Annotated in this window: 18 protein-coding genes; 14 read left to right on the top strand and 4 right to left on the bottom strand. The window is 39.3% G+C overall.

Annotation, left to right across the window (positions count from 1 at the left end):
- The first annotated feature begins 108 nt into the window (after positions 1-108).
- From J2X31_RS16885 to J2X31_RS16870, 4 genes are all read left to right on the top strand, one after another.
- Positions 109-1,572 (top strand): AAA family ATPase, encoded by a 1,464-nt coding sequence (locus J2X31_RS16885; protein ID WP_310028479.1) that lies wholly within the window; start codon positions 109-111, stop codon positions 1,570-1,572.
- A gap of 467 nt (positions 1,573-2,039) precedes the next feature.
- Entirely contained in the window at positions 2,040-8,090 is a 6,051-nt protein-coding gene (locus J2X31_RS16880) for a PKD domain-containing protein (RefSeq protein WP_310028477.1), read from the top strand.
- A gap of 9 nt (positions 8,091-8,099) precedes the next feature.
- Positions 8,100-9,095 (top strand): PorP/SprF family type IX secretion system membrane protein, encoded by a 996-nt coding sequence (locus J2X31_RS16875; RefSeq protein WP_310028474.1) that lies wholly within the window; start codon positions 8,100-8,102, stop codon positions 9,093-9,095.
- A 267-nt stretch (positions 9,096-9,362) separates the two neighbouring features.
- Positions 9,363-12,197, top strand: coding sequence for a T9SS type B sorting domain-containing protein (locus J2X31_RS16870; RefSeq protein ID WP_310028472.1), 2,835 nt, complete (start codon positions 9,363-9,365; stop codon positions 12,195-12,197).
- A gap of 159 nt (positions 12,198-12,356) precedes the next feature.
- Here J2X31_RS16870 and J2X31_RS16865 read toward each other — a convergent pair whose 3' ends face one another.
- From J2X31_RS16865 to J2X31_RS18255, 4 genes are all read right to left on the bottom strand, one after another.
- Positions 12,357-14,309: a M56 family metallopeptidase gene (locus J2X31_RS16865; protein ID WP_310028470.1), complete on the bottom strand. Its 1,953-nt coding sequence runs from the start codon at positions 14,307-14,309 to the stop codon at positions 12,357-12,359.
- 6 nt (positions 14,310-14,315) lie between these two features.
- Entirely contained in the window at positions 14,316-14,675 is a 360-nt protein-coding gene (locus J2X31_RS16860; RefSeq protein ID WP_310028466.1) for a BlaI/MecI/CopY family transcriptional regulator, read from the bottom strand.
- A 223-nt stretch (positions 14,676-14,898) separates the two neighbouring features.
- A complete protein-coding gene (locus J2X31_RS18260; protein ID WP_374725232.1) occupies positions 14,899-15,627 on the bottom strand; it encodes an MFS transporter in 729 nt (242 codons plus the stop codon).
- Positions 15,593-16,126: an MFS transporter gene (locus J2X31_RS18255; RefSeq protein ID WP_374725231.1), complete on the bottom strand. Its 534-nt coding sequence runs from the start codon at positions 16,124-16,126 to the stop codon at positions 15,593-15,595. The genes J2X31_RS18260 and J2X31_RS18255 overlap by 35 nt, the downstream gene beginning before the upstream one ends.
- A gap of 111 nt (positions 16,127-16,237) precedes the next feature.
- Between J2X31_RS18255 and J2X31_RS16850 the strand changes: the two genes are divergently transcribed.
- From J2X31_RS16850 to J2X31_RS16805, 10 genes are all read left to right on the top strand, one after another.
- On the top strand, positions 16,238-16,840 hold the full coding sequence (locus tag J2X31_RS16850) for a DUF1684 domain-containing protein (RefSeq protein ID WP_310028463.1): 603 nt from the start codon (positions 16,238-16,240) through the stop codon (positions 16,838-16,840).
- Positions 16,840-17,499 (top strand): TatD family hydrolase, encoded by a 660-nt coding sequence (locus tag J2X31_RS16845; protein WP_310028494.1) that lies wholly within the window; start codon positions 16,840-16,842, stop codon positions 17,497-17,499. The genes J2X31_RS16850 and J2X31_RS16845 overlap by 1 nt, the downstream gene beginning before the upstream one ends.
- Positions 17,483-18,202 carry a tRNA threonylcarbamoyladenosine dehydratase gene (locus J2X31_RS16840; RefSeq protein ID WP_310028461.1) on the top strand — a complete coding sequence of 240 codons (720 nt, stop codon included), beginning with the start codon at positions 17,483-17,485 and terminating at the stop codon, positions 18,200-18,202. The genes J2X31_RS16845 and J2X31_RS16840 overlap by 17 nt, the downstream gene beginning before the upstream one ends.
- A gap of 227 nt (positions 18,203-18,429) precedes the next feature.
- Positions 18,430-19,266, top strand: a complete 837-nt coding sequence (gene kduI, locus J2X31_RS16835) for a 5-dehydro-4-deoxy-D-glucuronate isomerase (protein ID WP_310028459.1) — start codon at positions 18,430-18,432, stop codon at positions 19,264-19,266.
- A 2-nt stretch (positions 19,267-19,268) separates the two neighbouring features.
- Positions 19,269-20,054 (top strand): gluconate 5-dehydrogenase, encoded by a 786-nt coding sequence (locus tag J2X31_RS16830; RefSeq protein ID WP_310028457.1) that lies wholly within the window; start codon positions 19,269-19,271, stop codon positions 20,052-20,054.
- An 11-nt stretch (positions 20,055-20,065) separates the two neighbouring features.
- Complete coding sequence (gene uxaC / locus J2X31_RS16825) at positions 20,066-21,466, top strand: glucuronate isomerase (RefSeq protein ID WP_310028454.1); 1,401 nt, start codon at positions 20,066-20,068, stop codon at positions 21,464-21,466.
- Between the two features lie 6 nt (positions 21,467-21,472).
- Positions 21,473-21,823 carry a cupin domain-containing protein gene (locus tag J2X31_RS16820; protein WP_310028451.1) on the top strand — a complete coding sequence of 117 codons (351 nt, stop codon included), beginning with the start codon at positions 21,473-21,475 and terminating at the stop codon, positions 21,821-21,823.
- A 16-nt stretch (positions 21,824-21,839) separates the two neighbouring features.
- Positions 21,840-22,862 carry a PfkB family carbohydrate kinase gene (locus J2X31_RS16815; RefSeq protein WP_310028448.1) on the top strand — a complete coding sequence of 341 codons (1,023 nt, stop codon included), beginning with the start codon at positions 21,840-21,842 and terminating at the stop codon, positions 22,860-22,862.
- Positions 22,863-22,881: 19 nt separating this feature from the next.
- Positions 22,882-23,397, top strand: coding sequence for a LacI family DNA-binding transcriptional regulator (locus tag J2X31_RS16810; RefSeq protein WP_310028445.1), 516 nt, complete (start codon positions 22,882-22,884; stop codon positions 23,395-23,397).
- Positions 23,398-23,399: 2 nt separating this feature from the next.
- Positions 23,400-24,068, top strand: coding sequence for a bifunctional 4-hydroxy-2-oxoglutarate aldolase/2-dehydro-3-deoxy-phosphogluconate aldolase (locus J2X31_RS16805; protein WP_310028442.1), 669 nt, complete (start codon positions 23,400-23,402; stop codon positions 24,066-24,068).
- Positions 24,069-24,073: the final 5 nt, after the last annotated feature.

Raw genomic sequence — 24,073 nt, 5'->3', positions numbered from 1 at the left:
CCTTAACTTCTTAATGGTTTAAACTTACAGCTTATACTTATAACTTATAACGTACAACCTATAACTTATAACGTGCAACTTAAAACAATAATGGTTTAAATAAAAAAAATGAAAATAGAAAATATAAAAACGTTTGGCGAATTAAAGATGTCGGGTTATCAATCAAAAGGCATCAAGAATGAGTTGCGTGACAATTTAAAGAAAAGCATCCAATCTGGAGTTTCTGCTTTTCAAGGGATTCATGGTTTTGAGAATACGGTGATTCCGGAGTTGGAAAGAGCTATTTTGTCGCGACATAACATTAATTTGTTGGGACTTCGCGGTCAAGCCAAAACACGACTGGCGAGGCTGATGGTGGGATTGTTGGACGAATGGATTCCGTTTGTCGCAGGTTCAGAGATCAACGATGATCCTTTTCATCCGATATCCCGTTTTGCAAAGGATTTACTTGCCGAAAAAGGCGATGATACTCCGATAGAATGGTTGCACCGTGACGAGCGTTTCTTCGAAAAGCTAGCAACTCCTGATGTAACCGTTGCAGATTTGATTGGCGATATCGATCCGATTAAGGCGGCAAATTTGAAACTGTCCTATGCTGATGACAGGGTGTTGCACTTCGGGATGATTCCGAGGGCAAACCGCTGTATTTTTGTCATAAATGAATTGCCGGATTTGCAGGCGAGAATCCAAGTAGCACTGTTTAATATCCTTCAAGAAGGCGACATCCAGATTCGAGGATTCAAGTTGAGAATGCCACTGGACATGCAGTTTGTTTTTACCGCAAATCCAGAAGATTACACGAACAGAGGAAGCATCGTTACGCCTTTGAAAGACCGAATTGGTTCTCAAATCCTGACGCATTATCCAGAGAACATCACCATTGCAAGAACGATTACGGAACAAGAAGCCAAGTTGGACGGACGTCAGTCGGAATTGGTTTATGTACCAGTTTTGGCGAAAGATGTATTGGAGCAGATTAGTTTTGAAGCCAGAGAAAGCGAATACATCGATCCTAAAAGTGGCGTGAGTGCCAGGATGAGCATCACGGCTTTTGAAAATCTGTTGAGTACTGCCGAACGCCGTGCCTTGATGAATGGCGAAGAACAAACTACAGTAAGGTTGACGGATTTTATGGGGATCATTCCTTCTATTACAGGGAAAGTGGAATTGGTTTACGAAGGCGAACAGGAAGGAGCGGCCTTTGTGGCACAAAACCTGATTGGTCAGGCTGTAAAGACGCTTTTTGAAAACTATTTCCCTAAGATAGAAAAGCTCAACCACCCGAATGCTGTGGATCCTTATCAGGAAATAACCGATTGGTTTTTCAACGAAAGTGGCTTTGAACTTACCGACGATTCAAGCACGGAAACCTATAATTCAATCATCGATGAAATTGCCCCTTTGAATAACTTTATCGAAAAATACCAACCGACCTCACTGATGGATGATAGAAGATTCCTGAAGGAGTTTTTGTTATGGGGATTGGTGGAACATAAGAAATTGAGCAAGGAACGCTATGCCGAAGGGACTATGTTTAAGGATTTGTATGGGAATTATATCAGCAAGTTTTAAATAATTTATTTTTTTATTGAAGAAAGGCTTCGTTTGGTATTGTGCTGAACGAAGCCTTTTTTTGTGGGATTCGGATTGATGATACTACGAAGCAAACCGATTGGATTTTGGTAAAAAGTGTTGGCTTTTTTAATGTTTTAGGAAATGTAAAATAATGATTATCCTTTTAGCATAGGGTGCGTCAAAGGCAAGGGTGGGGGTTTTACTGTTTTGCTATACGGTTCATATTCAGATAGTATATTTTTTAGATGTTAATAAAAAACATTTTTATAATTAAATTTTGAAAATAGGAGGGATGGTTTGTCATTTTTAGTTTTTATTGTAGTAAATTTATAGTACCCAATATCTATTATAAATAAAAATACAATTTCGGAGTAATCTAGCTTATGAACTAAACATTACTTTTATCAATAGTTTCCAAAACATTGGCAACTATAGGTGTTTTGTGTTTCTTAAAAACCTACTTTATGAAACAACTGTACAAGATATTTATCCTGTTACTAATTGTATTGAATGGCAATCAGTTGTACAGCACTACAAGAAGCACACCCTTGCTGCTTGAAGATCTTACCTTTTTGCCTACCGCTACTATCACTGCCAATAAGTTTTTGACTTGTGTGGACAGCACTAGTCCAATAGTTACTTTTATTGGTGCTGGAGGTACTGCTCCTTATACTTTTTCCTATACTATTGATGGAGTGCTGCAACCTGAAATTACAACTGTTTCAGACAATAGCATCAGTGTTTTGGTTCCGACCAATACTCCAGGACCTATAACCTATCAGCTTGTCAGCGTTACAGACAGTAGTGGAACACAGTCACAGACAACCTCCGTTACAATCAATATTATTAATCCCACGGTAGATTTTACTTCTGATTCAAGTGCTTCAACCTGTTCTGGAGATGTTATTGTTTTTACTTCACAAATTAGCAACGGTACACCTACTTATACCTATCAATGGGATTTTGGAGATGGTAACACCTCAAACCTTGAAAATCCTACCCATACGTTTAACTCTTTTGGTTGCGGAACAGCTACTTTTACGGTCTTGCTTACCATTTTCGATGCTAATGGATGTTCGGCAACAATAAGCCATCAAGTGACTGTCAAACAGCAACCGAATATCAGTTTTGTGGATCAGGTGAATCCGTTTGACCCTTTTAGCAATTGTTTTAATGCCTCATCCCTGAGTCCGGATTATGAAATAACGGTAGGGAATAGCTCTTCAAGCACCTGTATCGTTTCCTATTCGATAAATTGGGGCGATGGGAACACAGAGAACAATGTTGTTTTTCCGATATCCCACATCTATAATCAACTTGGAGCCTATGATATGGTCATTACAGCTTTGGGAACAAACGGTTGCAGTGTTTCCCAATCCTATCTGGTTAAAAACGTAACCAATCCGTCGGGTGGACTCACCAGTCCAGGAAACACTCAAAACCTATGTGCTCCAACAGCTCCTTTGCAATTTATGATTTCAAACTGGGGTATGAACTCACCAGAAACAACCTATCAGCTTACTTATGGCGATGGCACTCCTCCGTTGGTACTCACACAAAGCCAATTAATGGCATCGCCTTATTATAACGCAGCAAACCCTGCACTTTCCCAGAATTATCCTGTGCCACATTCTTATGCCGTTTCCAATTGTCCGGCTACACAGTTTGTTGCACGATTGAGAGTAACGAACGCCTGTGGTTCAACTACCTTTACAGTTGATAACATCATTATCTTGGAACCAGCCGAACCGGAATTTACGGCTCCTGCAATTGCCTGTGAGGATACAAATATCTTTTTTGACAATACGACGAGTGTTGGTTTCGGACCTAATTGTACCCAGAATGCCCTCTATACTTGGAATTTTGGTGATGGTACACCGATTGTAACGTTATCACCTCCTGCTTCTCCAGACATCAACCATACTTTTACAACACCTGGAACCTATACCGTTTCATTGTCGGCAACCAATTTCTGTGGTGCTACCGCTCCGTTTACAAAAACGATCTGTATCGAGAGTCCGCTTGCTTCGCAATTTTCCTTGAACAGTTCAGAAGGTTGCATCCCTTTTGCAGTTACGGCTACAAATACGACAGATATCTCTCAGGCTTGCGAAACACCAAACTACTTATGGACTGTAGCGTATGCTGATGGAAATTGTGGTACAGCATCCGATTACACTTTTACGAACGGAACAAGCTCGGCTTCGGCCAATCCTTCCTTTCTTTTTGCCAGTGGCGGTACTTACACCCTGACATTGACAGCAACAAATTCCTGCAGCAGTTCCACCACTTCTCAGATAATAACCGTTAAACAGCCACCTACGGCTACTATTGATCCTATTGCCGATGTCTGTGGACCAGTAACGCTAAACCCGACTGCTACAATCAATAGCTGTGCACCAGCCTCGGAAGTCTTGACCTATACTTGGAACTTTCCAGGAGGTTTGCCTGCCACTTCCAATGCCGCTGTACCCGGACCCATTACTTATAATGCTCCTGGCGATTATACCATTTCCTTTACGGTTTCGAACGGCTGTGGGGCCTCGGTTGTAGCAACAGAAACCTTTACGGTGAAAGCAGTTCCTGTGATTATGAATACCGATTTGACACAAACCATTTGTTCTGGCTCTCCAACCACTGCAATAACCCTGACTTCGGATGTTCCTGGAACAACTTTTTCTTGGACGGCAACAGCAACAGCAGGTATTTCTGGATTTATACCTTCAGGATCGACCAGTGTTATTCCTGTCCAAACCATTGTGACGACCAATCCAGCTTCTGGAACGGTTACTTATAGTATAACCCCAAGCTTGGACGGATGTGTTGGAGCTGTTGTAAATTATACCATTACTGTAGATCCGGCACCGGTTATTACTTCACAGCCTATTTCTAATTCAATCTGTGAAGGCGGAACGTTGCCAGACTTATCCGTTGCCTATATAAATGGAGGAGTACCTGCCTATCAATGGTATTCAAATACGGTAAATTCTACCATTGGAGCCACATTGATTCCGGGTGAAACCAATGCAGTATTTACGCCACCATCCGTAACGGTGGGTGTAACCTATTATTTTGTAGCCCTCACTTTTCCATCAGGAGGAGGATGCTCGAGCATTACTTCGGATATTGCAAGTATTGAGGTTACACCTGGAACCATAATCACTACACAACCAACTTCAACTCAAAATTTATGTGTAGGAGCGACAATTGAAAATCCCTTAACAGTAGCCTATTCGGGTGGAGCAGGAACACCTTCCTTTCAATGGTATTCCAATACAACAAATGCCAACACAGGAGGAACTTTGATTGCGGGAGCTACCAGTGCTGCTTATACACCACCGGTTTTTACTACGTCTGGAACATTTTATTACTATGTAGTGGTTACCCTCTCAGGAAGTGGTTGTGGACCTGCAACGAGTGATGTGGCGGAAATTATTGTAGTCAATGATCCAGTAATTACGAGCCAGCCGTTGGCTTCTCAAATTCTATGTGCAGGAGTACAGCCAACAGACTTGAGTGTAGCTGTATCAGGAGGAATTGGTATTTTTACCTATCAGTGGTTCAGAAATATAGCAAACAACACTACCTCAGGAACACTAATTGCTGGAGCCACAACTCCTAACTATACGCCACCTACGGCAACTGCAGGAACCACTTATTATTATGCAGTCATTACCCAGACGGGAATAGGGTGTAATGTAACCTCTGCAACGGCGGCGGTAATTGTGAATCCAGCACCATCTATTGTTGCACAACCTGCATCCAGTACTATTTGCTTGGGACAAGTACCTACACTTTTATCCGTTTCGTATGCAAACGGGGTAGGAACACCTACTTTTCAATGGTATTCCAATACAGTAGAAAGTACAGTTGGGGCAATACCAATTTCAGGCGCTAATACGGACAGTTATGCACCTCCTTTTTCATCCGTTGGAATATTGTACTATTTTGTAGTAATCACTTTTTCGGATGGAGGATGTACAGAAGCAACGTCGGATATTGCCGCAGTTTCTATCAACGAACGACCAGAAATCAGTAGTGGAACAATCGTCATCTGCAGTGGAAATACGTTTACGTTTGTTCCAAATACACCTGGAGATATCGTCCCAACAGGAACAATGTACACTTGGTCAACACCAGTAGTAAGTCCCGCCGGAACCATTACAGGAGCCGCTGCGTCAACAACTCCTCAGAGTACGATCAGTCAAAATTTAATCAATACCACCAATTCACCCGCAACGGTCACTTACACCGTTACGCCAATTTCAGGAATCTGTCCTGGAGCGGTCTTCACAGTCACTGTAACCGTAAATCCATCGGTAAATCCAAATGCGGTAGTGGTGGTCAATACTTGTTTTGGAGTCAACAGCGGCGCCATCCAAACCAACATCACAGGTGGTGTTCCTTTTCCTACGGGAGATCCTTATGTTATTTTGTGGTCGGGGCCAAATGGTTTTACATCATCGGCACCAAACATTTCCAATCTGGCAGCGGGTGTTTATCAACTTTCAGTAACAGATCAGGGAGGTTGTCCGTTTTCAGGGAGCTTTACCATTACTGAACCTGCCGATATTGTCATTACAACCGATAGCGAAACAGATATAACCTGTTTTGGAGATGCCAACGGGGCAATTTCTATTTCGGTTTCTGGCGGTACCGGAGCCTATACTTACAATTGGACAAAAGATACAGCACCCTTTGCGACAACCGAAGACTTGAGTAATTTGGGACCTGGAGTATATGAGGTTTCGGTATCGGATGCCAATGGTTGCGGTCCGAAAACGGCTAGTTTTACCATAACCGAGCCACCAGTTTTAACACTGGCACTGGCCAATCAGGTTGACGTAATTTGTTTTGGTGCTGCAACTGGATCGATTTCAGTGAATGTTGCAGGAGGAACTCCAGCTTATACGTTTACCTGGACTGGACCTAATGGCTTTATAAGTAACACTCAAAATTTAAACAACATCCCAGCCGGTGTTTATAATCTTACATTGATGGATGCTTCAGGATGTAATCAAAATTTGACCGTGACGATAAACCAGCCAACCGAAATAATAATTACCGCAACAAAAACAGAAATTGCGTGTTTTGGATCCAATAATGCCTCGATCAGCGTGACTGTTACGGGAGGAAATGCTCCGTATCAAATTGCATGGAGCAATCTCGGAACAGGATTTTTTCAGGACAATCTTTCCTCTGGCGATTATACCATTACCATTACGGATGCTTCCAATTGCGTAAAATCAATAACCGTCAATATCCCTGAGGCTCCTCTTTTTGACATCAATCCAGTAGCAACCAATATTTCATGTTTTGGTGCAAACGACGGAAGCATTAACCTGAACCTCGTAGGGGGATTGGCTCCCGTTACCTTGGTTTGGAGCGATGGTTCCAATGCAGGAACAGTCAGAAACAACCTCTCGGCAGGAACCTATACCGTAACCATTACCGACAGCAAGCCGTGTGTCATTACCGAAACCTTTATTATCGTTGAGCCACAAGCATTGGTTTTGTCCGCTAATGTTACCGATGCCTTCGATTGTAATAACGCCAACAGCGGCGCCATTAACCTTTTGGTTTCGGGTGGTACCGCACCTTTTACATACACTTGGTCCAACGGTGTTACCATTGAAGACCTGGTCAATATTCCGGCAGGCAATTATCAGATAACGGTAACCGATGCAAGGGGATGTTCCCAAAACGCCTTGTATGTAGTGAACCGACAAGCCCCTCTTGTAATTGCTGTAGATACCGAAACAATTGCCGATTGTGAAGCAGAAACAATCAATCAGCTATTCGAAGCGCAGGTTTCAGGAGGAGTGCCACCATATCAGCTCAACTGGTCTAGCGGGACGGTGAGTGGTGCCAACAACGAATTGATGGAAACCAGCCAAAGTGGTACGGTAATCCTTTCAGTAACCGATGTTTTGGGCTGTACCGCGACGTATAGCTTTAGCGTTGAGGTGCCAAATATTGGAAGTACTTCCTTCACCCAGACTTCCTTCGCCTTTAATGCTTTCGGAAGCTATTCCATCAACGATCCGATACAGTTTACCAATACTTCAACCGGTGATTATGAATCGCTTGTGTGGGATTTTGGCGACGGTATTGTTTCTTCAGAAGAAAATCCAATCCACATCTACACAAGGGAAGGAACCTATGAGGTGAAGCTTACAGCAGTTTATCCTTTCGGTTGCACCTATGTCTATACCGTAACCCTGCTGATTGATCAAGGTTATAAACTTATGATGCCAACAGGCTTCACGCCTAATGCCGATAACATTAACGATACTTTTACACCTGTATTTACAGGAATGACAAGCATCGAAATGAGCGTTTATGATACCTGGGGCGAGATGATTTATTTTGAAAAAGGCGAAAGCATCCGAGGATGGGACGGAACCATAAAAGGGAGTGCCGCCGAAAACGGAAACTATTTCTTCAAAGTCAATGCCACAACCTTCTATGGAGGTGAGGTAAAGCAGGACGGAACGCTCACATTAATAAAATAAACTTGACAGATGAAACTAAGAATCCTCTCATTGCTATTCATTCTAGGTTTTGCTGTCAAGGTAAAAGCCCAAGACCCTATTTTTACCCAATATTTTATGGTTCCGGAAACCTTAAATCCGGGATTTACAGGTTTTCTGGAAACTACAAAGATTGGTGTCCTGCACAGGACCCAATGGCCCGATCTTAATTTTAGGGTAGATACCGATTATGGTTTTGTAAATACTTGGCTTGAAGAAATGAACAGTGGGATAGGGGTAAGTGTAATGAACCATCGCGAAAAAAACACCAGCTATAATTTTACACAGGCGAACCTCAGTTATGCCTACCGTGTCCAGATTTCAGACAGCTGGTATTTTCGTCCCGCAATAGAAATCGGATTTGGAAACAAGAGTTATGGCTTTCAGAATGTTATCTTGGAGGATCAGATCAATATAGGTGCTGGAACGATAAATCCGATAAGCATCGATCCTATACGGCTCAACAGCAAGGTGAATTTCTTTGATGTCTCTGCCGGGATGCTTGTTAACAACGAAAACAGCTGGTTTGGGGCCTCATTGAAGCATCTCAATAGCCCAAATATCTCCTTCACCGAGAACGGAAATGTTCCATTAGATATGTTCTTTTCGGCCAATGCTGGACACGAATTTCGACTTGCCGACTATCTGGATGTTATGATTTTTCCAGTTGATACAAAGGTTTTGCTTACCGCCAATTATATGAAGCAAGGCGAATACAACCGACTGGACATTGGTGGAGGATTGGTCTTCAACAGGCTTTTCTTCGGGGTCACAGCCGCCACAAATCCATTAAAAAATACGCCAAATGGCCATCTGGTTTCTTCCGTAAATGCCTATGGTGGGTTGTATTGGGACCATTTCAAATTTGGATATTCCTATGATTTCAATGTCTCCTCGATTGGAAGGACTGGCGGAGTTTATGAAATTTCCATTATCTATCAGTTTGATATTGATGGTAATTGTCTAGGATGTCCGACATATTATTGAGCGTCAACTTCAACTAAGAGTAAAGTTTTTGCACGATACATTTTTGCTTATTCTACTACAAAAATTTAAAAATATCTTACAAGTTTTCTATTATAAGCTATATGAAAAGAGGTTTTAAGACTTTCTGACAAGCTTATTTTGTTACTTTCATAACACTTTCAACCTACTATTAGTGCATAACTTCGCAAATACTTAACGTTTTTATGCTAAAAAAAAATTTCAATCAATTAAAATTTCTACCTTGCGTGGCTTTTTAAATTAAAAAAAATGAAATCAAAATTTACAATTAACCCGATTGTAGTACTACTTTTTTTAGTGTTTTTTTCTTGTCAAAAATCCTTTTCGCAATCTCCACAGTGTCCACAAGTTGAAAGTATTTTGGTTGCGGCTTGTAGCCCTACCACAAATACCGAGGGCTATAATGAAATGGTACGCTTTAGGGTTGGATCCAATGCTATAAATGTAAGTGCTATAAATGTTACTTGGGCAACAGTGGCTAATGCTTGGCAAGGTCTTATCCAAAATAGTACAACTCAAGCAAAAGTTGCTACACTTAATGCGGCAATTGATTTAGCAGGAGGTTGTGGCAATTTGATAGAGCCTACAAATGGTGTTCTTCCAGCTAACGCTTCAGTTATTCTAGTAACTAGTTATTTAATGAATACTACTTCAAATTCATTTGGAGCATTAAATGAAAATACTTATATCATTTTCCAGAATAACCCTGATGAAACAGATGGCCATTTTGGTAACTATAATGCTACACCTGCTTTAAGAACTCTAATTATGTCTTTTGGAGGAGGTTGTAATGATACAGTTACTTATCAAAGAGCATCTCTATCAAATGCCATGGGAGATACTGTTTTGTTCACAACTGCAGGAGTACCTACTTATGTCAATTATGGTTGTTCTGCTCCAACACAGCCTTTTTCCGTAGATGCAGGACCTGCAACGCTTGCTCCTTGTGCAGGAACAACAATCAATTTAGCAGGAACCGCTCAAGGACAGCAATCTGTGAGTTGGACTGCGGCAAGTGGCACTTTTTCAAATAGCACTAATTTGTCAAGCACTTATACTGTTCCTGCCAATGCTGCCGGACAGGTTATTACTTTAACCTTAACTGCAACCAACACATGTGGTGCGACTATAACCGATACGATCACATTAACGGTTGGAAACAGCGTCACACCAACGTTCAATTTGCCGACAACGCTTTGTAATGGTGCCACAGCTCCAGCTTTGCCACCTACTTCTACAAACGGAATCACAGGAACGTGGTCGCCAACAGCAATCAGCAATACGGCAAACGGAACCTATGTGTTTACACCTGCAACAGGACAATGTGCAACTGCTTTCACATTAAGTGTGATAGTGGGAACTACCACAACACCAACATTCAATTTGCCAACAGCAATTTGTTCTGGAACAACAGCTCCCGCTTTACCAACCACTTCAACAAATGGAATTACAGGAACTTGGTCGCCAGCCGTTATTAACAATACAACCAACGGAAGCTATACTTTTACGCCAACTGCAGGACAATGCAGTGTTCCTTTTACCTTAAATGTAGTAATCAGCAACAGCATTACACCAATATTTACAATTGCCAATACCATATGTAGCGGTTCGACTGCACCATCTTTGCCAACAACTTCAAACAACGGACTCACAGGAACTTGGTCGCCAGCTGTAATCAGTAATACTGCAAATGGAGCTTATGTTTTTACACCAACGGCAGGACAATGTGGAGTTCCTTTTACCTTGAACGTTACAGTAACAACTACGGTTGCTCCAACATTTGCAATCTCTAATAATTTCTGTAACGGAAGTGTGGTTCCAGTTCTACCAACAACCTCCAATAATGGAATCACAGGAACTTGGTCGCCAACAGCCATCAATAATACTACAAACGGAAATTATATTTTTACACCAACGACAGGACAATGTGCTTCTACTTTTACGTTGAATGTAACGGTAAGTCCTATCGCAACTCCAACTTTTAATATTTCAAATACGCTTTGCAGTGGCACTACGGCTCCTCTTTTGCCAGCTACTTCTGCAAATGGAATTACGGGAACTTGGTCGCCAGCGATAATCAGTAATACCACCGATGGAAGCTATGTGTTTACACCAAATGCAGGACAATGTAGTTCATCCTTCACGTTGAATGTAACAGTTACGAATTCAATTTCGCCGACATTTACAATTACGGATACTTTTTGCAACGGAACTACGGCACCAGTTTTACCAGCGACTTCGAATAACGGAATCATAGGAACTTGGTCGCCATCTGTAATCAGCAATACTACCAGCGGAGCTTATCTATTTACTCCAAATGCAGGACAATGTGGAGAAAATTTCACTTTAAATGTAACGGTTACACCAACGGAGACCCCAGATTTTGCAACAACGCTTACAATTTGCAACGGACAAACAGTTCCAGCTTTAGCTACAACTTCTCCAAATGGAATTACGGGTAGTTGGAGTCCGTCATCAATAGATAACACAGCAAACGGGACCTATGTGTTTACTCCAAATGCAGGACAATGTGCCATTTCATTGACATTGCAAGTCATGCTTAGTACCTTTGAAATTGATTTCGATCAGAAGTGTGTGGAGGGAGAATTTATAGTTACGGCACTTCCGCTTAACGATTCTTTTGATCCAAATACAGCAAATTATCTTTGGAAAAATAGCCAAGGTATTACGGTTGGAACAAACGAAGAGACCTTAAATATTACCGATTTAATGAACGTTACCACTATAACATTCCCTGCAACATACACGGTAACAGTATCCAATACAGCAGGTTGCTCAACAACTGAAAATGTAATCATTTATGGAGCTTTTTGTACTATACCAAAAGGAATTTCTCCCAACAACGACAACAGTAATGATTCATTTGACCTGACTGGTTTGGGAGTGGATGATATAAAGATTTACAACCGATACGGAACAGAGGTATTCCATCAAAGAAATTACACCAACCAGTGGAAAGGCCAAACCGATAAAGGAGATGAATTGCCAACAGCAACTTATTTTTATGTGATCAAGAAAAACACAGGAGAAAGCGTTACGGGCTGGGTTTACATCAACCGATAATAGGCTTAAATTGCAGTATAAACCAAGAAACCCGGAACGTAAAAGTTTCGGGTTTCTTTATTATTTAAAGTTTTATAGAATTGTTTTTTTGCATTCAACTTGTTTGGTTATGAGTTTTCGAAGATAAAAAAACCGGCTGATTAAACCGGTTCCTCCTATTTATTTTTTCTCTTTTAAGCTTTTTTCTCTATCTTTTTTAGCCTGTGCTCGGTCTTTTATGGCTTGTTCTCTATCTTTTTGGGCTTGTGCTCTGTCCTTTTGTGCTTGTTCTCTATCTTTTTGGGCTTGTGCTCTGTCCTTTTGTGCTTGTTCTCTATCCTTTTGAGCTTGAGCTCTGTTTTCTTCTCTTATTTTTCTTGCCTCTTCACGTTCTTCTCTTGACAGTTCGCGACCGTTGTGCATTTCTGTTTGAACTTCTTTTTCTATCTGAAGGCTAAACTCCTGCATCTTTTTTTCAAATGCCTTCATTTCTGCCTCAAACACTTTCATTTCTTTTTCAAACTGTTGCATATCTTTGTCAAATGCTTCCGTATTAGGATTCATGGCATCCATCTTCTTGGCGTATTCTTCCATTTCCTTTTCCCACTTCTTCATTTCAGTAGAATTCATCTTGGCTTCAAACTTTTTCATATCCTCTTCAAATTTGTCCCATGCCTTTTTGTTGCTTTCAGTTTGAGGAGTGGTTGGAGGTGTTGGAGGCGTTGGCGGAGTAGGGAAATTTGGCGGCGTTGGAGGCAAAGGATAATTAGGTACAGCCGGTGGCATTGGAGGCATTGGTGGGGTAGGTGGCGTGATATTGCTGTAACTATAAGCTGTAGCATAAGCCACTTCGTTAACTTCTTCGTCATCACCCACAATTTTAACAGTAGCTATGTTTTCTTGAAAACCAACTCTTCCCTTACCATTTGAATCAATTTCCCTAATAAATACTATGGGTTCAATAGGGTTGTTGCCTGATACTTGTTTTACTTGTTCGTTGCCAAGATTGTCTTTATAGGATATCTTAATGGCAATAATTTCACCCTTTTTGTTCCTTTTGATTTTAGAGAATTTCATGATAACGCCTTGTTCCTTCAAGAGTTTTGCATCGCTTTCGAATTCTTCGTCTGGCGTGTCCTTCTTCCACCTCATTTTGATAATGGCCATCGTGTCAGATGAAAGGGTTTCCTCATTAGAGGTAGCAAATACTTCTGTTTCCTTTTCCTGTGCCACAACTTTCACCTGAAACTGCCACATGAATACGGCCAATGCAGGAACAATGATGGCATACTTCCAGGAGTTCCATCGCTTTGATTGATTTTTGTTTAACATAACGATTCGTTTTTTGATTAATGATTGAAAAAAATGATTACTGATGGCAACACAACTCTCGTGTGTTGTTATTTTCAAGAGCGTAAACTGATACGCCTTCTTATCGGATATATTCTTAAAGGCATCACTGTCGGCAATAAACTCCAGGTTCTGCATGATGGCCTTTTTGTAGAACCACACAAAAGGATTCCACCAAAATGCGATACAAAAGATACGTGCGATTAATACGTCAATCGTATGATTCTGGGAACAATGCACCTTCTCGTGTTCCAGGATGTTTTGCATCTCCACCTCGCTATACAATCCCGGATTGTAAACGATATAATTAAAGTAGGAGAAAGGAGCAATGTTTTCCTCTACATTCACAAACTTATAATCTTCCTGCTGATAGACTTTTTTTCCTTTTAAAACTTTCTTCAAGGCATAATAATCCAGTGCAAATTTCACCAGCAGGGCTAAAATACCAAGTGCATAAACTCCTATTGCCACCCATAGCCAATTTATTTCGAAAGTCTTTTCCGGCACCACTGTCACAACGGCTTCGGCAGGGCCATTCCAATTATAGTCAACTCGCGGAACCGATGCAGTTGCTGGAACATAGCCTACAACAGGTGCTGGCTCTACCCAAATCGTTTTCTTAAAAGTAACCACAGGCAAAACAACTGAAATAACTAACCCAAATAGTAAAAACCATCGGTTACTTTTAAAAAAAGTCTCTTTTCTCAAGAAAAAATAATAAGCCGACAAGAACAATACGATCAATGCCCCCGATTTGATGAAGTATAAAAGGATTGGTTCCATAGCGTGTTATTTATTTTTTTCGATCATATCCAGAATTTCCCTCAGCTCATCGGCAGAAATTTTTTCTTCCTTTGCAAAAAAGGATACCATGTTCTTATAGGAGCTATTGAAATAATTATCAATTGCCGTATTCATAAATTTTTTCCTGTAGTCTTCCTTCTTAACAATAGGAAAGTATTGGTGGGTGTTCCCAAAAGCATTGTGGGAAACAAAACCTTTCTCTTCCAGATTCCTAATAGTGGTGGAGAGTGTATTATAATGGGGTTGCTCTTCGGTAATCTCAGCCATCACTTCTTTTACAAATGCTTTTTCGAGCTTCCATAAAATGTGCATGATCTCTTCTTCCTTATTGGTTAACTTTTGCATGTGTTTTTAATTTGAAACAAACATACAACTGTTTTTTTAGTTACACAACTATAAAACTAGTTAATTAACGAAAAAAATAGTTTTTATCTTTTTTGAAGAAGATTCTATTTCTCCAAAAAGCCAATAATCACAAGAGTTCACACAAAATAAGTTCGTAAAAATTTGTGCAATTCGTGCCGAAAAATTCTCGTTACTATTTATTAGATAGACTAATCTAAATGTTCTACTTTGCTTTTAGGCGTTCTTTGCTTAATAGTTTGTGAAGATACACACAGGAGAGTACTGCCAAAGCCCCGAGGCCTCCCATAAAGATCCAATTATTCTGGTAGCCGAAGCTAGAAATCATTTCCATGCCAATTTTCGAACTACCTATATGTGCCAGGCTGAAGCTCATCGTAAAGAATCCCATATAACGTCCTTCATGTCCTTTTGGAGCACGACTCAAGGCAAATGAATTGGAAAATGGAAAGATAAAGATCTCTCCGAAGGTCATCAATAGCATACTGATGACTAAAACGCCCACCCAGGCATTCATCAAAAGCACCACAAAACTAAAAGTCATCATCAGCGAACCCCAAAAGATAAGTTTCATTTTATCGACACTGTTTCGTTCGAAGATACTCACGAGAGGCATTTCCAAGAAAAAGATAATCAAGCCGTTCATGGTCATCAGCAATCCGGTTTGAAACTCCGTTAAGCCATACATTTCTTTATGATAGAGTGGAAGGGTGGTAAATATTTGGAAGAAAATCATCGCCGTGGCAAAACTTACAAAGAGAAAAATCCAAAAGATGCTGTCCTTAAAAACAGAAGTAACTACAGCTTGCTCTTGGTGTTCGCTTCCTTGTAATATTGGTTTTTTCTTCTCTTTCACCAACATTGCAAATATTAAAATCGAAATAATGCACGAAGAGCCATCAACCCAAAACAATCCTTGGTATCCAATTCCCATGATGATCAAGCCCCCCAAGAGCCGGACCTGCCGCAAAACCAAGATTTACAGCCAATCTTACTAACGTAAAGGCTCGGGCCCTGTTTTCTGGCTTCGCATACGTTCCTAATGAAACAAACATTGCTGGACGAAACATATCGGCAATGGTCATTATAGAAAACATGGCAATGCACAATCCAATATAGGAGGTAACAAATTGAATCGTAAAGAACAGTAAACCACTGGTAAACAGACTGAATATCATTATCTTATAGAAACCAATCTTGTCGGATAGTTTTCCGCCAAGCCAAGAACCCAGCATAGAACCCAATCCGAAACAAACCATGATCCAACCCACTTGGCTGTAGGTAAAATTTAAATCCTCCTTTAAATATTTGGACAGAAACGGCAAAACCATTGTTCCCGCTCGGTTGATAAAGGTGATGATGGCCAGAATCCAGATTTCTCTCGAAAAACCTCGAAAATTATTGATGTAACGGTTAAAACCAGCTTGAAGCATTTTTGTTTTGGTATAAGAATCTTAAAGAAGTGGTTGCAAAGTTCTTAAAAATCTCTTTTTGAACGGCAATTCATCCATTATAATTTTATTATTTTTACAAAAATTATTTCAATGAAAATCCTGCTCCATTTTGTTTTCCTTTTTATTATATCGAATGCTTTTTCTCAAGATAAATTTGATAAATCTGCCACCGAAGCTTTTCAGAATAACCTGGACAAGGAATTTTTCGAAGCCGATAAATCACCCTTGACCGAAGAAGATAGAAAACACTTCAAGGGTTTGGATTTTTTTCCGATTGATGAAAAATTTGCTGTCGTGGCAACCTTTGTAAAATCAAAAGGCGAGAAATCATTCGAGATGAAAACCACCACCGATAGAACACCGATGTATAGAAAATATGGAGAATTGCATTTTAAGTTGGACGGAAAGGATTTCAAATTAGATGTGTTCCAAAACCTGGATTTGATGAAAAAGAAAGGCTTCAAGGACTATTTGTTTCTTCCTTTTTCCGATCTTACATCTGGAAATGAAAGCTACATCGGAGGAAGATATATTGATATGAAAGTCCCAAAAGGAAAAAACGTCCTAATTGATTTCAATCAGGCCTATAATCCGTATTGTGCTTATAATCCAAAATATTCTTGTCCGTTAGTACCGCTTCAAAACGATTTGATGGTGGAGATAAAAGCGGGTGTGAAAAAATTCCACGATTGATGCAGTATTTCAATCTTCATACACATCAATTTACGAACGACGATGAGGTATTGGAATTGGTCAATCAATATCCAAAATCGTTTGATGCATCAATTCCTTATTTCTCTATAGGAATACATCCTTGGTATATAAAGGAAGAAGATGTAGCCGAAGAATTAAGGATCATAGAAGATAAAATTCAACGCGAAAATTGTTTGGCACTTGGCGAATGCGGTTTGGATAAAAGAATCGAGGTGCCGTTTGATTTACAAGTTGAGGTTTTCGAAAAGCAATTGGCTTTGGCCGAAAAATATAAGCTTCCAGTTGTTTTGCATTGTGTGGCATCGTTTCAGGAATTGATTGCCATAAAAAAGAAATTAAAAATAAAAGTTCCGATGGTCATCCACGGATTTTCGAAGAACCAACAATTGGCAAAACAGCTTTTGGAGAACGGATTTTATATTTCGTTTGGAAAATACCTGATTCAAAATACTGAATTGGAAGAAGTTTTTAAAAGTGTCCCAAACGATCGTTTTTTTCTTGAAACCGATACCATCAATGAAAGCATCAAGGAGGTTTATGAATTGGCAGGAAAATATAAAAATCTAAATTCAGAAGAATTAAAAAATACAATCATACAAAATTTTAATATCGTTTTTAAAAATGGCAGAATGGACTGAAAGAGCCGAACTTTTATTTAAGAAAGAAGGTTTGGATAAATTGAAAAATGCAAATGTATTAATCGTCGGACTTGGCGGAGTAGGCTCTTTTGCAGCCGAATTCATTACACGAGCCGGTGTCGGAAAAATGACCATTGTGGATGGTGATGTGGTAGATATAACCAACATCAACCGTCAGTTACCAGCCTTGCATTCAACGGTTGGAATGCCTAAAATTGATGTAGTTGGCGACCGATTAATGGACATCAATCCTGAATTGAAACTTACCAGAATAAAGGAATTTCTATCTCCAGAAAGAGCCTTCGAGATTGTTTCGGATGAATTTGATTATGTTATGGACTGCATCGATAGCGTTACACCAAAGTTCAATCTTATTGTTGGTGCAAAACGCAAGAAGGTAAAAATCATCAGTTGCATGGGAGCCGGAGGAAAGATGGAAGCCTCAAAAGTAAAGGTTGACGACATCAGCAATACCAAAAGCTGTTTCTTGGCGAGGGTCATCAGAAAACGCTTAAAGGAAGTAAAAATTGATAAAGGGGTGAAAGTGGTCTATTCAACCGAAATCCAAGATGAAACCAGCCTTAAAACTACAGATGGAAAGAATTTCAAGAAATCATTTTACGGAACCAACAGCTATATGCCGGGACTTTTTGGTCTCTATGCAGCCGAAACGGTCATTAGGCATTTGCTGAATAAAGAATAACTAATAAATCCTGAGTTCTAACTTGGGATTTTTTTTAGCTTGTATATGAAGAATTGTAAAGTAACCTCTGCTTGATTTGCATATACTCTAGTTTACTTCTCTTAAATTGATTTAATTCCCTACTTTTTTTCAGATTCTTTATTTTTTTGCTATAAAAATTATACATAATATAGTTTAGTAAAAAATAATTATTACATTTGTGTAATCGATTACAATAAATTTAGATCATGATACATTTTAGTTTCCGTTATGCAACAAATCCTTCGGATGTGGTTGGATACGATACACAGAAAATTAGAGCGAATTTTTTAATAGAAAAATTATTTACTCCAGAAGACATCAACTTGATATATTCAATGTATGATCGCTACATCGTTGGTGGGATTATGCCAGTTAAAGAGAATTTAAAACTGGAAACAATTCCTTACCTAAAATCTGAAAACTTTTTAGATAGGAGAGAATTAGGAATTATAAATGTTGGAGGAAAAGGAACTGTTAGCGTTGACGGAGAAGTTTTTGAATTGAGCAAGAAAGAGGCTTTGTATGTTGGAAGTGGTGCGAAAGAAGTAATTTTTTCAAGTTCTGAAGAGAATCCCGCTTTATTTTACATCAATTCGGCTCCAGCACATTCACATTTTCCAAACAAAAAAGTAACGAAGGAAAATGCTGAAATTGTGCATTTGGGTGAAGATAAATATGCCAACAAAAGAATCATCAACAAGTTAATTGTGAACAGTGTTGTCCCAACGTGCCAATTGCAAATGGGACTGACAGAACTTTTACCGGGAAATATCTGGAACACGATGCCAGCCCATACTCATAACAGAAGAATGGAAGCCTATTTCTATTTTGATTTGGAAGAAGGACAAACCATCTGTCATTTCATGGGCGAACCACAAAATACAAGACACATTTTTATGCAGAATCACCAAGCCGTTTTGTCGCCAGAATGGTCGATCCATTCAGGAGCGGGAACGTCAAATTATTCCTTTATTTGGGGAATGGCAGGTGAAAATTTAGATTACAGCGATATGGACATTTGTCCTCCAAATGAACTAAGATAATTATGAATTTATTCAATTTAAAAAATAAAAACGCCCTCATAACTGGTGGAACCCACGGCTTGGGAATGGCAATCGCAGAAGGTTTGGCAATTGCAGGAGCACAATTAATCATTACAGGGACAACACCTGTAAAAATGGAGGAAGCAATTTCATATTACACTTCAAAGGGGTATCAGGCTAAAGGTTATCTTTTTGACGTAACCGATGAAAAAGCGGCTGCAGAAAACGTTGAGAAAATCGTCAATGAAGTTGGCGAGATTCATATTTTGGTCAATAACGCTGGAATCATCAAAAGGGAATTGGCCATCACAATGCCGGTTTCAGATTTCAGAAAAGTAATCGATGTCGATCTAGTTGGACCCTTTATCATGTCGCAATTGGTTGCAAAACAAATGATTGAACGAAGAGAAGGCAAAATCATCAACATTTGTTCAATGATGAGCGAACTAGGCAGAAGCAGTGTTTCGGCCTATGCTGCAGCAAAAGGCGGCTTGAAAATGCTCACAAAAAATCTGGCTACAGAATGGGCGAAGCACAACATTCAAGTCAACGGAATCGGTCCGGGATATTTTGCAACTTCTCAAACAGAACCAATCAGAGTTGACGGACATCCTTTCAATGAATTTATCATCAGCAGAACTCCGGCGGCACGTTGGGGCGATCCTGAAGATTTGGCTGGAACCGCAGTTTTCTTGGCTTCAAAAGCAAGCGATTTTGTAAACGGACAAATAATTTATGTAGATGGAGGAATCTTGGCCACCATCGGAAAACCTTCAAACGAAGAATAAAAACTATAAAAATGAGTACGACTTTTATTCACGACAATTTTTTATTAGAAAATAAATATGCTGAAGAACTGTATCATAACTATTCTAAAAATCAGCCAATTATAGATTACCACAATCATTTATCGCCGAAATTAATTGCCGAAAATTATAGCTTTAAAAACATTACCGATGTTTGGATCAACGGCGATCATTACAAATGGAGAGCGATGAGAACCTTGGGTGTAAACGAAAAATTCATCACAGGAAATGCTTCCGACAAGGATAAATTCCTGCAATGGGGGAAAACGGTTCCACACACGATGCGAAATCCCTTATACCATTGGACACACTTGGAATTGGCGCGTTATTTTGATATTTATGAGCTGTTAAATGAAAAATCTGCAGAAGCGATTTACGAAGAAACTTCTCAAAAATTAACCACTCCGGAGTTTTCTTGTCAGAATTTATTAAAAAAAGCCAATGCAGAATTGGTTTGCACGACAGAAGATCCAACAGATAATTTGGAATACCATCAAGCGCTTAAAAAAAGCGATTTTTCGGTAAAAGTGAGTACGGCTTTCCGTCCTGATAAAGCGATTTTGATTTCAAGCGAAACATACAATGATTATATAGATTCATTAGGAAAAGTAGCTGAAATTGAAATAAATACATATAATGATTTGCTTCAAGCACTTTCAAAGAGAATTGAATATTTCAACGAAAATGGTTGCAAACTTTCGGATCACGGTTTGGATCAGATTTATTTTGAAGATTTTACACTTACAGAAGTGAAATCCATCTTTCAAAAGAAGCGAAATAATCAACCTCTTACAACAACAGAAGCCTTAAAATTTCAAAGTGCTATTTTGTTGTTTTTGTCTGAAACCTATTATCAATATGGTTGGATACAGCAATTTCACTTGGGAGCTTTGCGTAATAATAATGCAAGAATGAACAGTATTTTAGGTCCCGATACAGGTTGGGATTCTATTGGAGATTTCTCTCAAGCCAAGAATTTATCAGCTTTTTTAAATGCTTTGGATACAAAAGATAAACTGACTAAAACGATCATTTACAACCTAAATCCGGCAGATAATGAGGTAATGGCAACTATGATTGGAAATTTCAATGATGGAAGTATCAAAGGAAAAGTACAATTTGGTTCGGGTTGGTGGTTTTTAGACCAAAAAGACGGAATGACAAAACAAATGAATGCCTTGTCGAATATGGGATTGATCAGCTGTTTTATCGGAATGCTGACGGATTCGAGAAGCTTCTTGTCGTTTCCAAGACACGAATATTTCAGACGCGTTTTGTGCAATCTTTTGGGAGATGAAATCAAACGTGGCGAATTGCCGAATGATATGGAATGGATTGGAAAAATGGTGGCAGACATCAGCTATAACAATGCAAAAGAATATTTCAAATTTTAATTTCTGATGGAAAACATACAAATTAAACCAACAATTTTCTTTGAAAATGATGCCATCGGATGGGAAAAGATAGATGATTTCATCGACCGACAAATTGTGGGCTTTGATGATTCGGTAATGATGGTCAACGTCCGATTTAAAAAAGGAGGAATTGGCTATTTGCACTATCACGTTCACATTCAGGTTACCCATATTGCCGAAGGGAAATTTGAAGTTTCTATAGGCAATGATAAGAAAATCTTAAAAAAAGGAGATTCATTTTTTGTGCCTTCGAATGTAGAACATGGCGTAGTTTGTCTGGAAGATGGGTTGCTGATTGATGTTTTTAGTCCGATGCGAGAAGATTTTATAAAATAATACAGCATAAAAATAAATGAGTAAAGTAGTTACTTTCGGAGAAATAATGCTTCGTCTTTCGACGGAAAAATACCTGCGTTTCTCGCAATCGAAGAATTTTTCTGCCACTTATGGTGGTGGCGAATTCAACGTTGCGGTTTCTCTTGCAAATTATGGCATTGATGCTGAGTTTGTAACGCGTTTGCCCGAAAATGAAATCGGAGAATGTGCTTTGAAAGAAATGCGAAAAATGAAAGTCAATACTCAAAATGTAATTTTTGGTGGCGACCGATTGGGTATTTATTTCTTGGAAACAGGTTCTGGAAATCGCGGCAGCAATGTGGTTTATGACCGTGCCAATAGTGCAATTGCATCCATTGAAAGAGGAACTTTCGACTGGGAAAAAATCTTCGAAGGAAAAACTTGGTTTCACTTTAGCGGTATCACGGCAGCCATTTCAGAAAATGCGGCCGAAGAATGTTTGATGGCCATAAAAACGGCACATAAACTAGGCTTGACAATTTCTTGCGACTTAAATTATCGTTCTAAATTATGGAAATATGGCAAGCAACCGAGTGAAGTTATGCCAGAAATGTTGAGCTATTGCAACGTGATTTTAGGCGATATTGATACAGCAAATTTCATGTTGGGAATGGAAAAAGTGGATCCCGATTATACAGATGAAATTGCCTTAAAAGGATTTTATTCAAAGTTATTTGAAAAGTGTCCAAATCTAAAAATTGCCGCAACCACATTGCGTTATTCAGTAAGTGCTTCGCATCAGCGAATTGGAGGGATTTTATACGATGGTAAATCTATTTATGAAGCTGTTGTAAAAGAGGTTACGCCAGTTGTGGATAGAGTAGGAACGGGTGATGCCTTCATGGGAGGTCTGGTTTACAGCCTTATTTCAACACCAGAAAATTTACAGCGAAACATTGATTTTGCAGTTGCCGCTTGTTGTTTGAAGCATACAATTGTTGGCGACTACAATTTGGCAACATTGCAGGAAATTGAAAATATAGTAAACGGAGATTCTTCAGGAAAAGTTTCGAGATAATGTATTGATTTTTAGAAGTATGATAACATTAAAGAAAATATCGCATCAGACAGGTTTTTCGGTTTCAACGGTTTCCAAAGCCTTGAACGACAAGCAAGACATCAATGTGAAAACCAAAAAGATCATTCAGGAATTTGCCTTCCAAAGCAATTATGTTCCGAACAAAAATGCCATCTCGTTGCGAAGAAGCAAATCGTTTATAATCGCAGTTATTTTACCACAAGTGAACGATGCATTTTATAGCGAAACGTTGTGCAATATCCAAAAAATGGCTTCTAAATTAGGCTACCGAATTATGTTTTTTCAATCGTTTGAAAATACGGCAAAAGAGGTAACCTATCTCGATGAGATCAATGACGGCAGTGTTGATGGAGCCCTCGTGCTTTCTACAAACAAAAATGAATTTAAAGCAAATTATAAAAAAATAAATACGATTCCGATAGCATCTGTACAGATTACAAAAGGTCAAAATTTAGATGTTTTGAAAGCAGATTGCATGACAATTTTTGGAAACTTATTAAACCAAATCAATTAAGAATGGCACAATTTACAAGAATAGAAGTAGTTCAAAAAATGAAGGAAACCGGCTTGGTTCCGTTGTTTTACAATCAGGATGTTGAATTGTGCAAAAATGTTGTAAAAGCTTGCTATGATGGAGGTGCCCGACTTTTTGAATTTACAGCAAGAGGCGATTTCGCCCACGAAGTTTTTAGTGAACTGATGAAATTTTCCATCAAAGAAATGCCCGAAATGATTCTTGGAGTTGGTTCTGTAACAGATGCCGTTGCAGCTTCATTTTATATGCAGATGGGAGCCAATTTCATCGTCACGCCTGTTTTCAGGGAAGACATCGCAATCGTTTGCAATCGACGAAAAGTGCTGTGGTCGCCAGGTTGCGGTTCGTTGACCGAAATTGCAAAAGCGGAAGAATTGGGTTGTGAAGTGGTAAAATTATTTCCGGGAGATGTCTATGGACTACAGTTCGTGAAAGGTGTTTTGGCACCACAACCTTGGACTTCAATCATGCCAACAGGAGGTGTTTCACCAACAGAGGAAAGCTTGAAACAATGGTTTGATTCCGGTGTTGTTTGTGTTGGAATGGGAAGCAAGCTCATCAGTGAAAGAATAATTGCAGGTCAAGATTTTGCCCAATTAACTGCAGAAACTCAAAATGCTTTAAACATTATAAAATCTATTAGAAAATAATAAAC

The sequence above is a fragment of the Flavobacterium arsenatis genome, assembly GCF_031456785.1.
Classification (GTDB): domain Bacteria; phylum Bacteroidota; class Bacteroidia; order Flavobacteriales; family Flavobacteriaceae; genus Flavobacterium; species Flavobacterium arsenatis.
Note: the sequence above shows the minus strand (reverse complement) of the source record. Positions and strands in the feature narration are given on the sequence as shown.

What these genes read in the sequence shown, in the direction of transcription:
- J2X31_RS16885 (WP_310028479.1), top strand. Translation starts at nt 109, where the DNA reads ATGAAAATAGAAAATATAAAAACGTTTGGCGAATTAAAGATGTCGGGT.
- J2X31_RS16880 (WP_310028477.1), top strand. Translation starts at nt 2,040, where the DNA reads ATGAAACAACTGTACAAGATATTTATCCTGTTACTAATTGTATTGAAT.
- J2X31_RS16875 (WP_310028474.1), top strand. Translation starts at nt 8,100, where the DNA reads ATGAAACTAAGAATCCTCTCATTGCTATTCATTCTAGGTTTTGCTGTC.
- J2X31_RS16870 (WP_310028472.1), top strand. Translation starts at nt 9,363, where the DNA reads ATGAAATCAAAATTTACAATTAACCCGATTGTAGTACTACTTTTTTTA.
- J2X31_RS16865 (WP_310028470.1), bottom strand. Translation starts at nt 14,309, where the DNA reads ATGGAACCAATCCTTTTATACTTCATCAAATCGGGGGCATTGATCGTA.
- J2X31_RS16860 (WP_310028466.1), bottom strand. Translation starts at nt 14,675, where the DNA reads ATGCAAAAGTTAACCAATAAGGAAGAAGAGATCATGCACATTTTATGG.
- J2X31_RS18260 (WP_374725232.1), bottom strand. Translation starts at nt 15,627, where the DNA reads ATGGGAATTGGATACCAAGGATTGTTTTGGGTTGATGGCTCTTCGTGC.
- J2X31_RS18255 (WP_374725231.1), bottom strand. Translation starts at nt 16,126, where the DNA reads ATGCTTCAAGCTGGTTTTAACCGTTACATCAATAATTTTCGAGGTTTT.
- J2X31_RS16850 (WP_310028463.1), top strand. Translation starts at nt 16,238, where the DNA reads ATGAAAATCCTGCTCCATTTTGTTTTCCTTTTTATTATATCGAATGCT.
- J2X31_RS16845 (WP_310028494.1), top strand. Translation starts at nt 16,840, where the DNA reads ATGCAGTATTTCAATCTTCATACACATCAATTTACGAACGACGATGAG.
- J2X31_RS16840 (WP_310028461.1), top strand. Translation starts at nt 17,483, where the DNA reads ATGGCAGAATGGACTGAAAGAGCCGAACTTTTATTTAAGAAAGAAGGT.
- kduI (WP_310028459.1), top strand. Translation starts at nt 18,430, where the DNA reads ATGATACATTTTAGTTTCCGTTATGCAACAAATCCTTCGGATGTGGTT.
- J2X31_RS16830 (WP_310028457.1), top strand. Translation starts at nt 19,269, where the DNA reads ATGAATTTATTCAATTTAAAAAATAAAAACGCCCTCATAACTGGTGGA.
- uxaC (WP_310028454.1), top strand. Translation starts at nt 20,066, where the DNA reads ATGAGTACGACTTTTATTCACGACAATTTTTTATTAGAAAATAAATAT.
- J2X31_RS16820 (WP_310028451.1), top strand. Translation starts at nt 21,473, where the DNA reads ATGGAAAACATACAAATTAAACCAACAATTTTCTTTGAAAATGATGCC.
- J2X31_RS16815 (WP_310028448.1), top strand. Translation starts at nt 21,840, where the DNA reads ATGAGTAAAGTAGTTACTTTCGGAGAAATAATGCTTCGTCTTTCGACG.
- J2X31_RS16810 (WP_310028445.1), top strand. Translation starts at nt 22,882, where the DNA reads ATGATAACATTAAAGAAAATATCGCATCAGACAGGTTTTTCGGTTTCA.
- J2X31_RS16805 (WP_310028442.1), top strand. Translation starts at nt 23,400, where the DNA reads ATGGCACAATTTACAAGAATAGAAGTAGTTCAAAAAATGAAGGAAACC.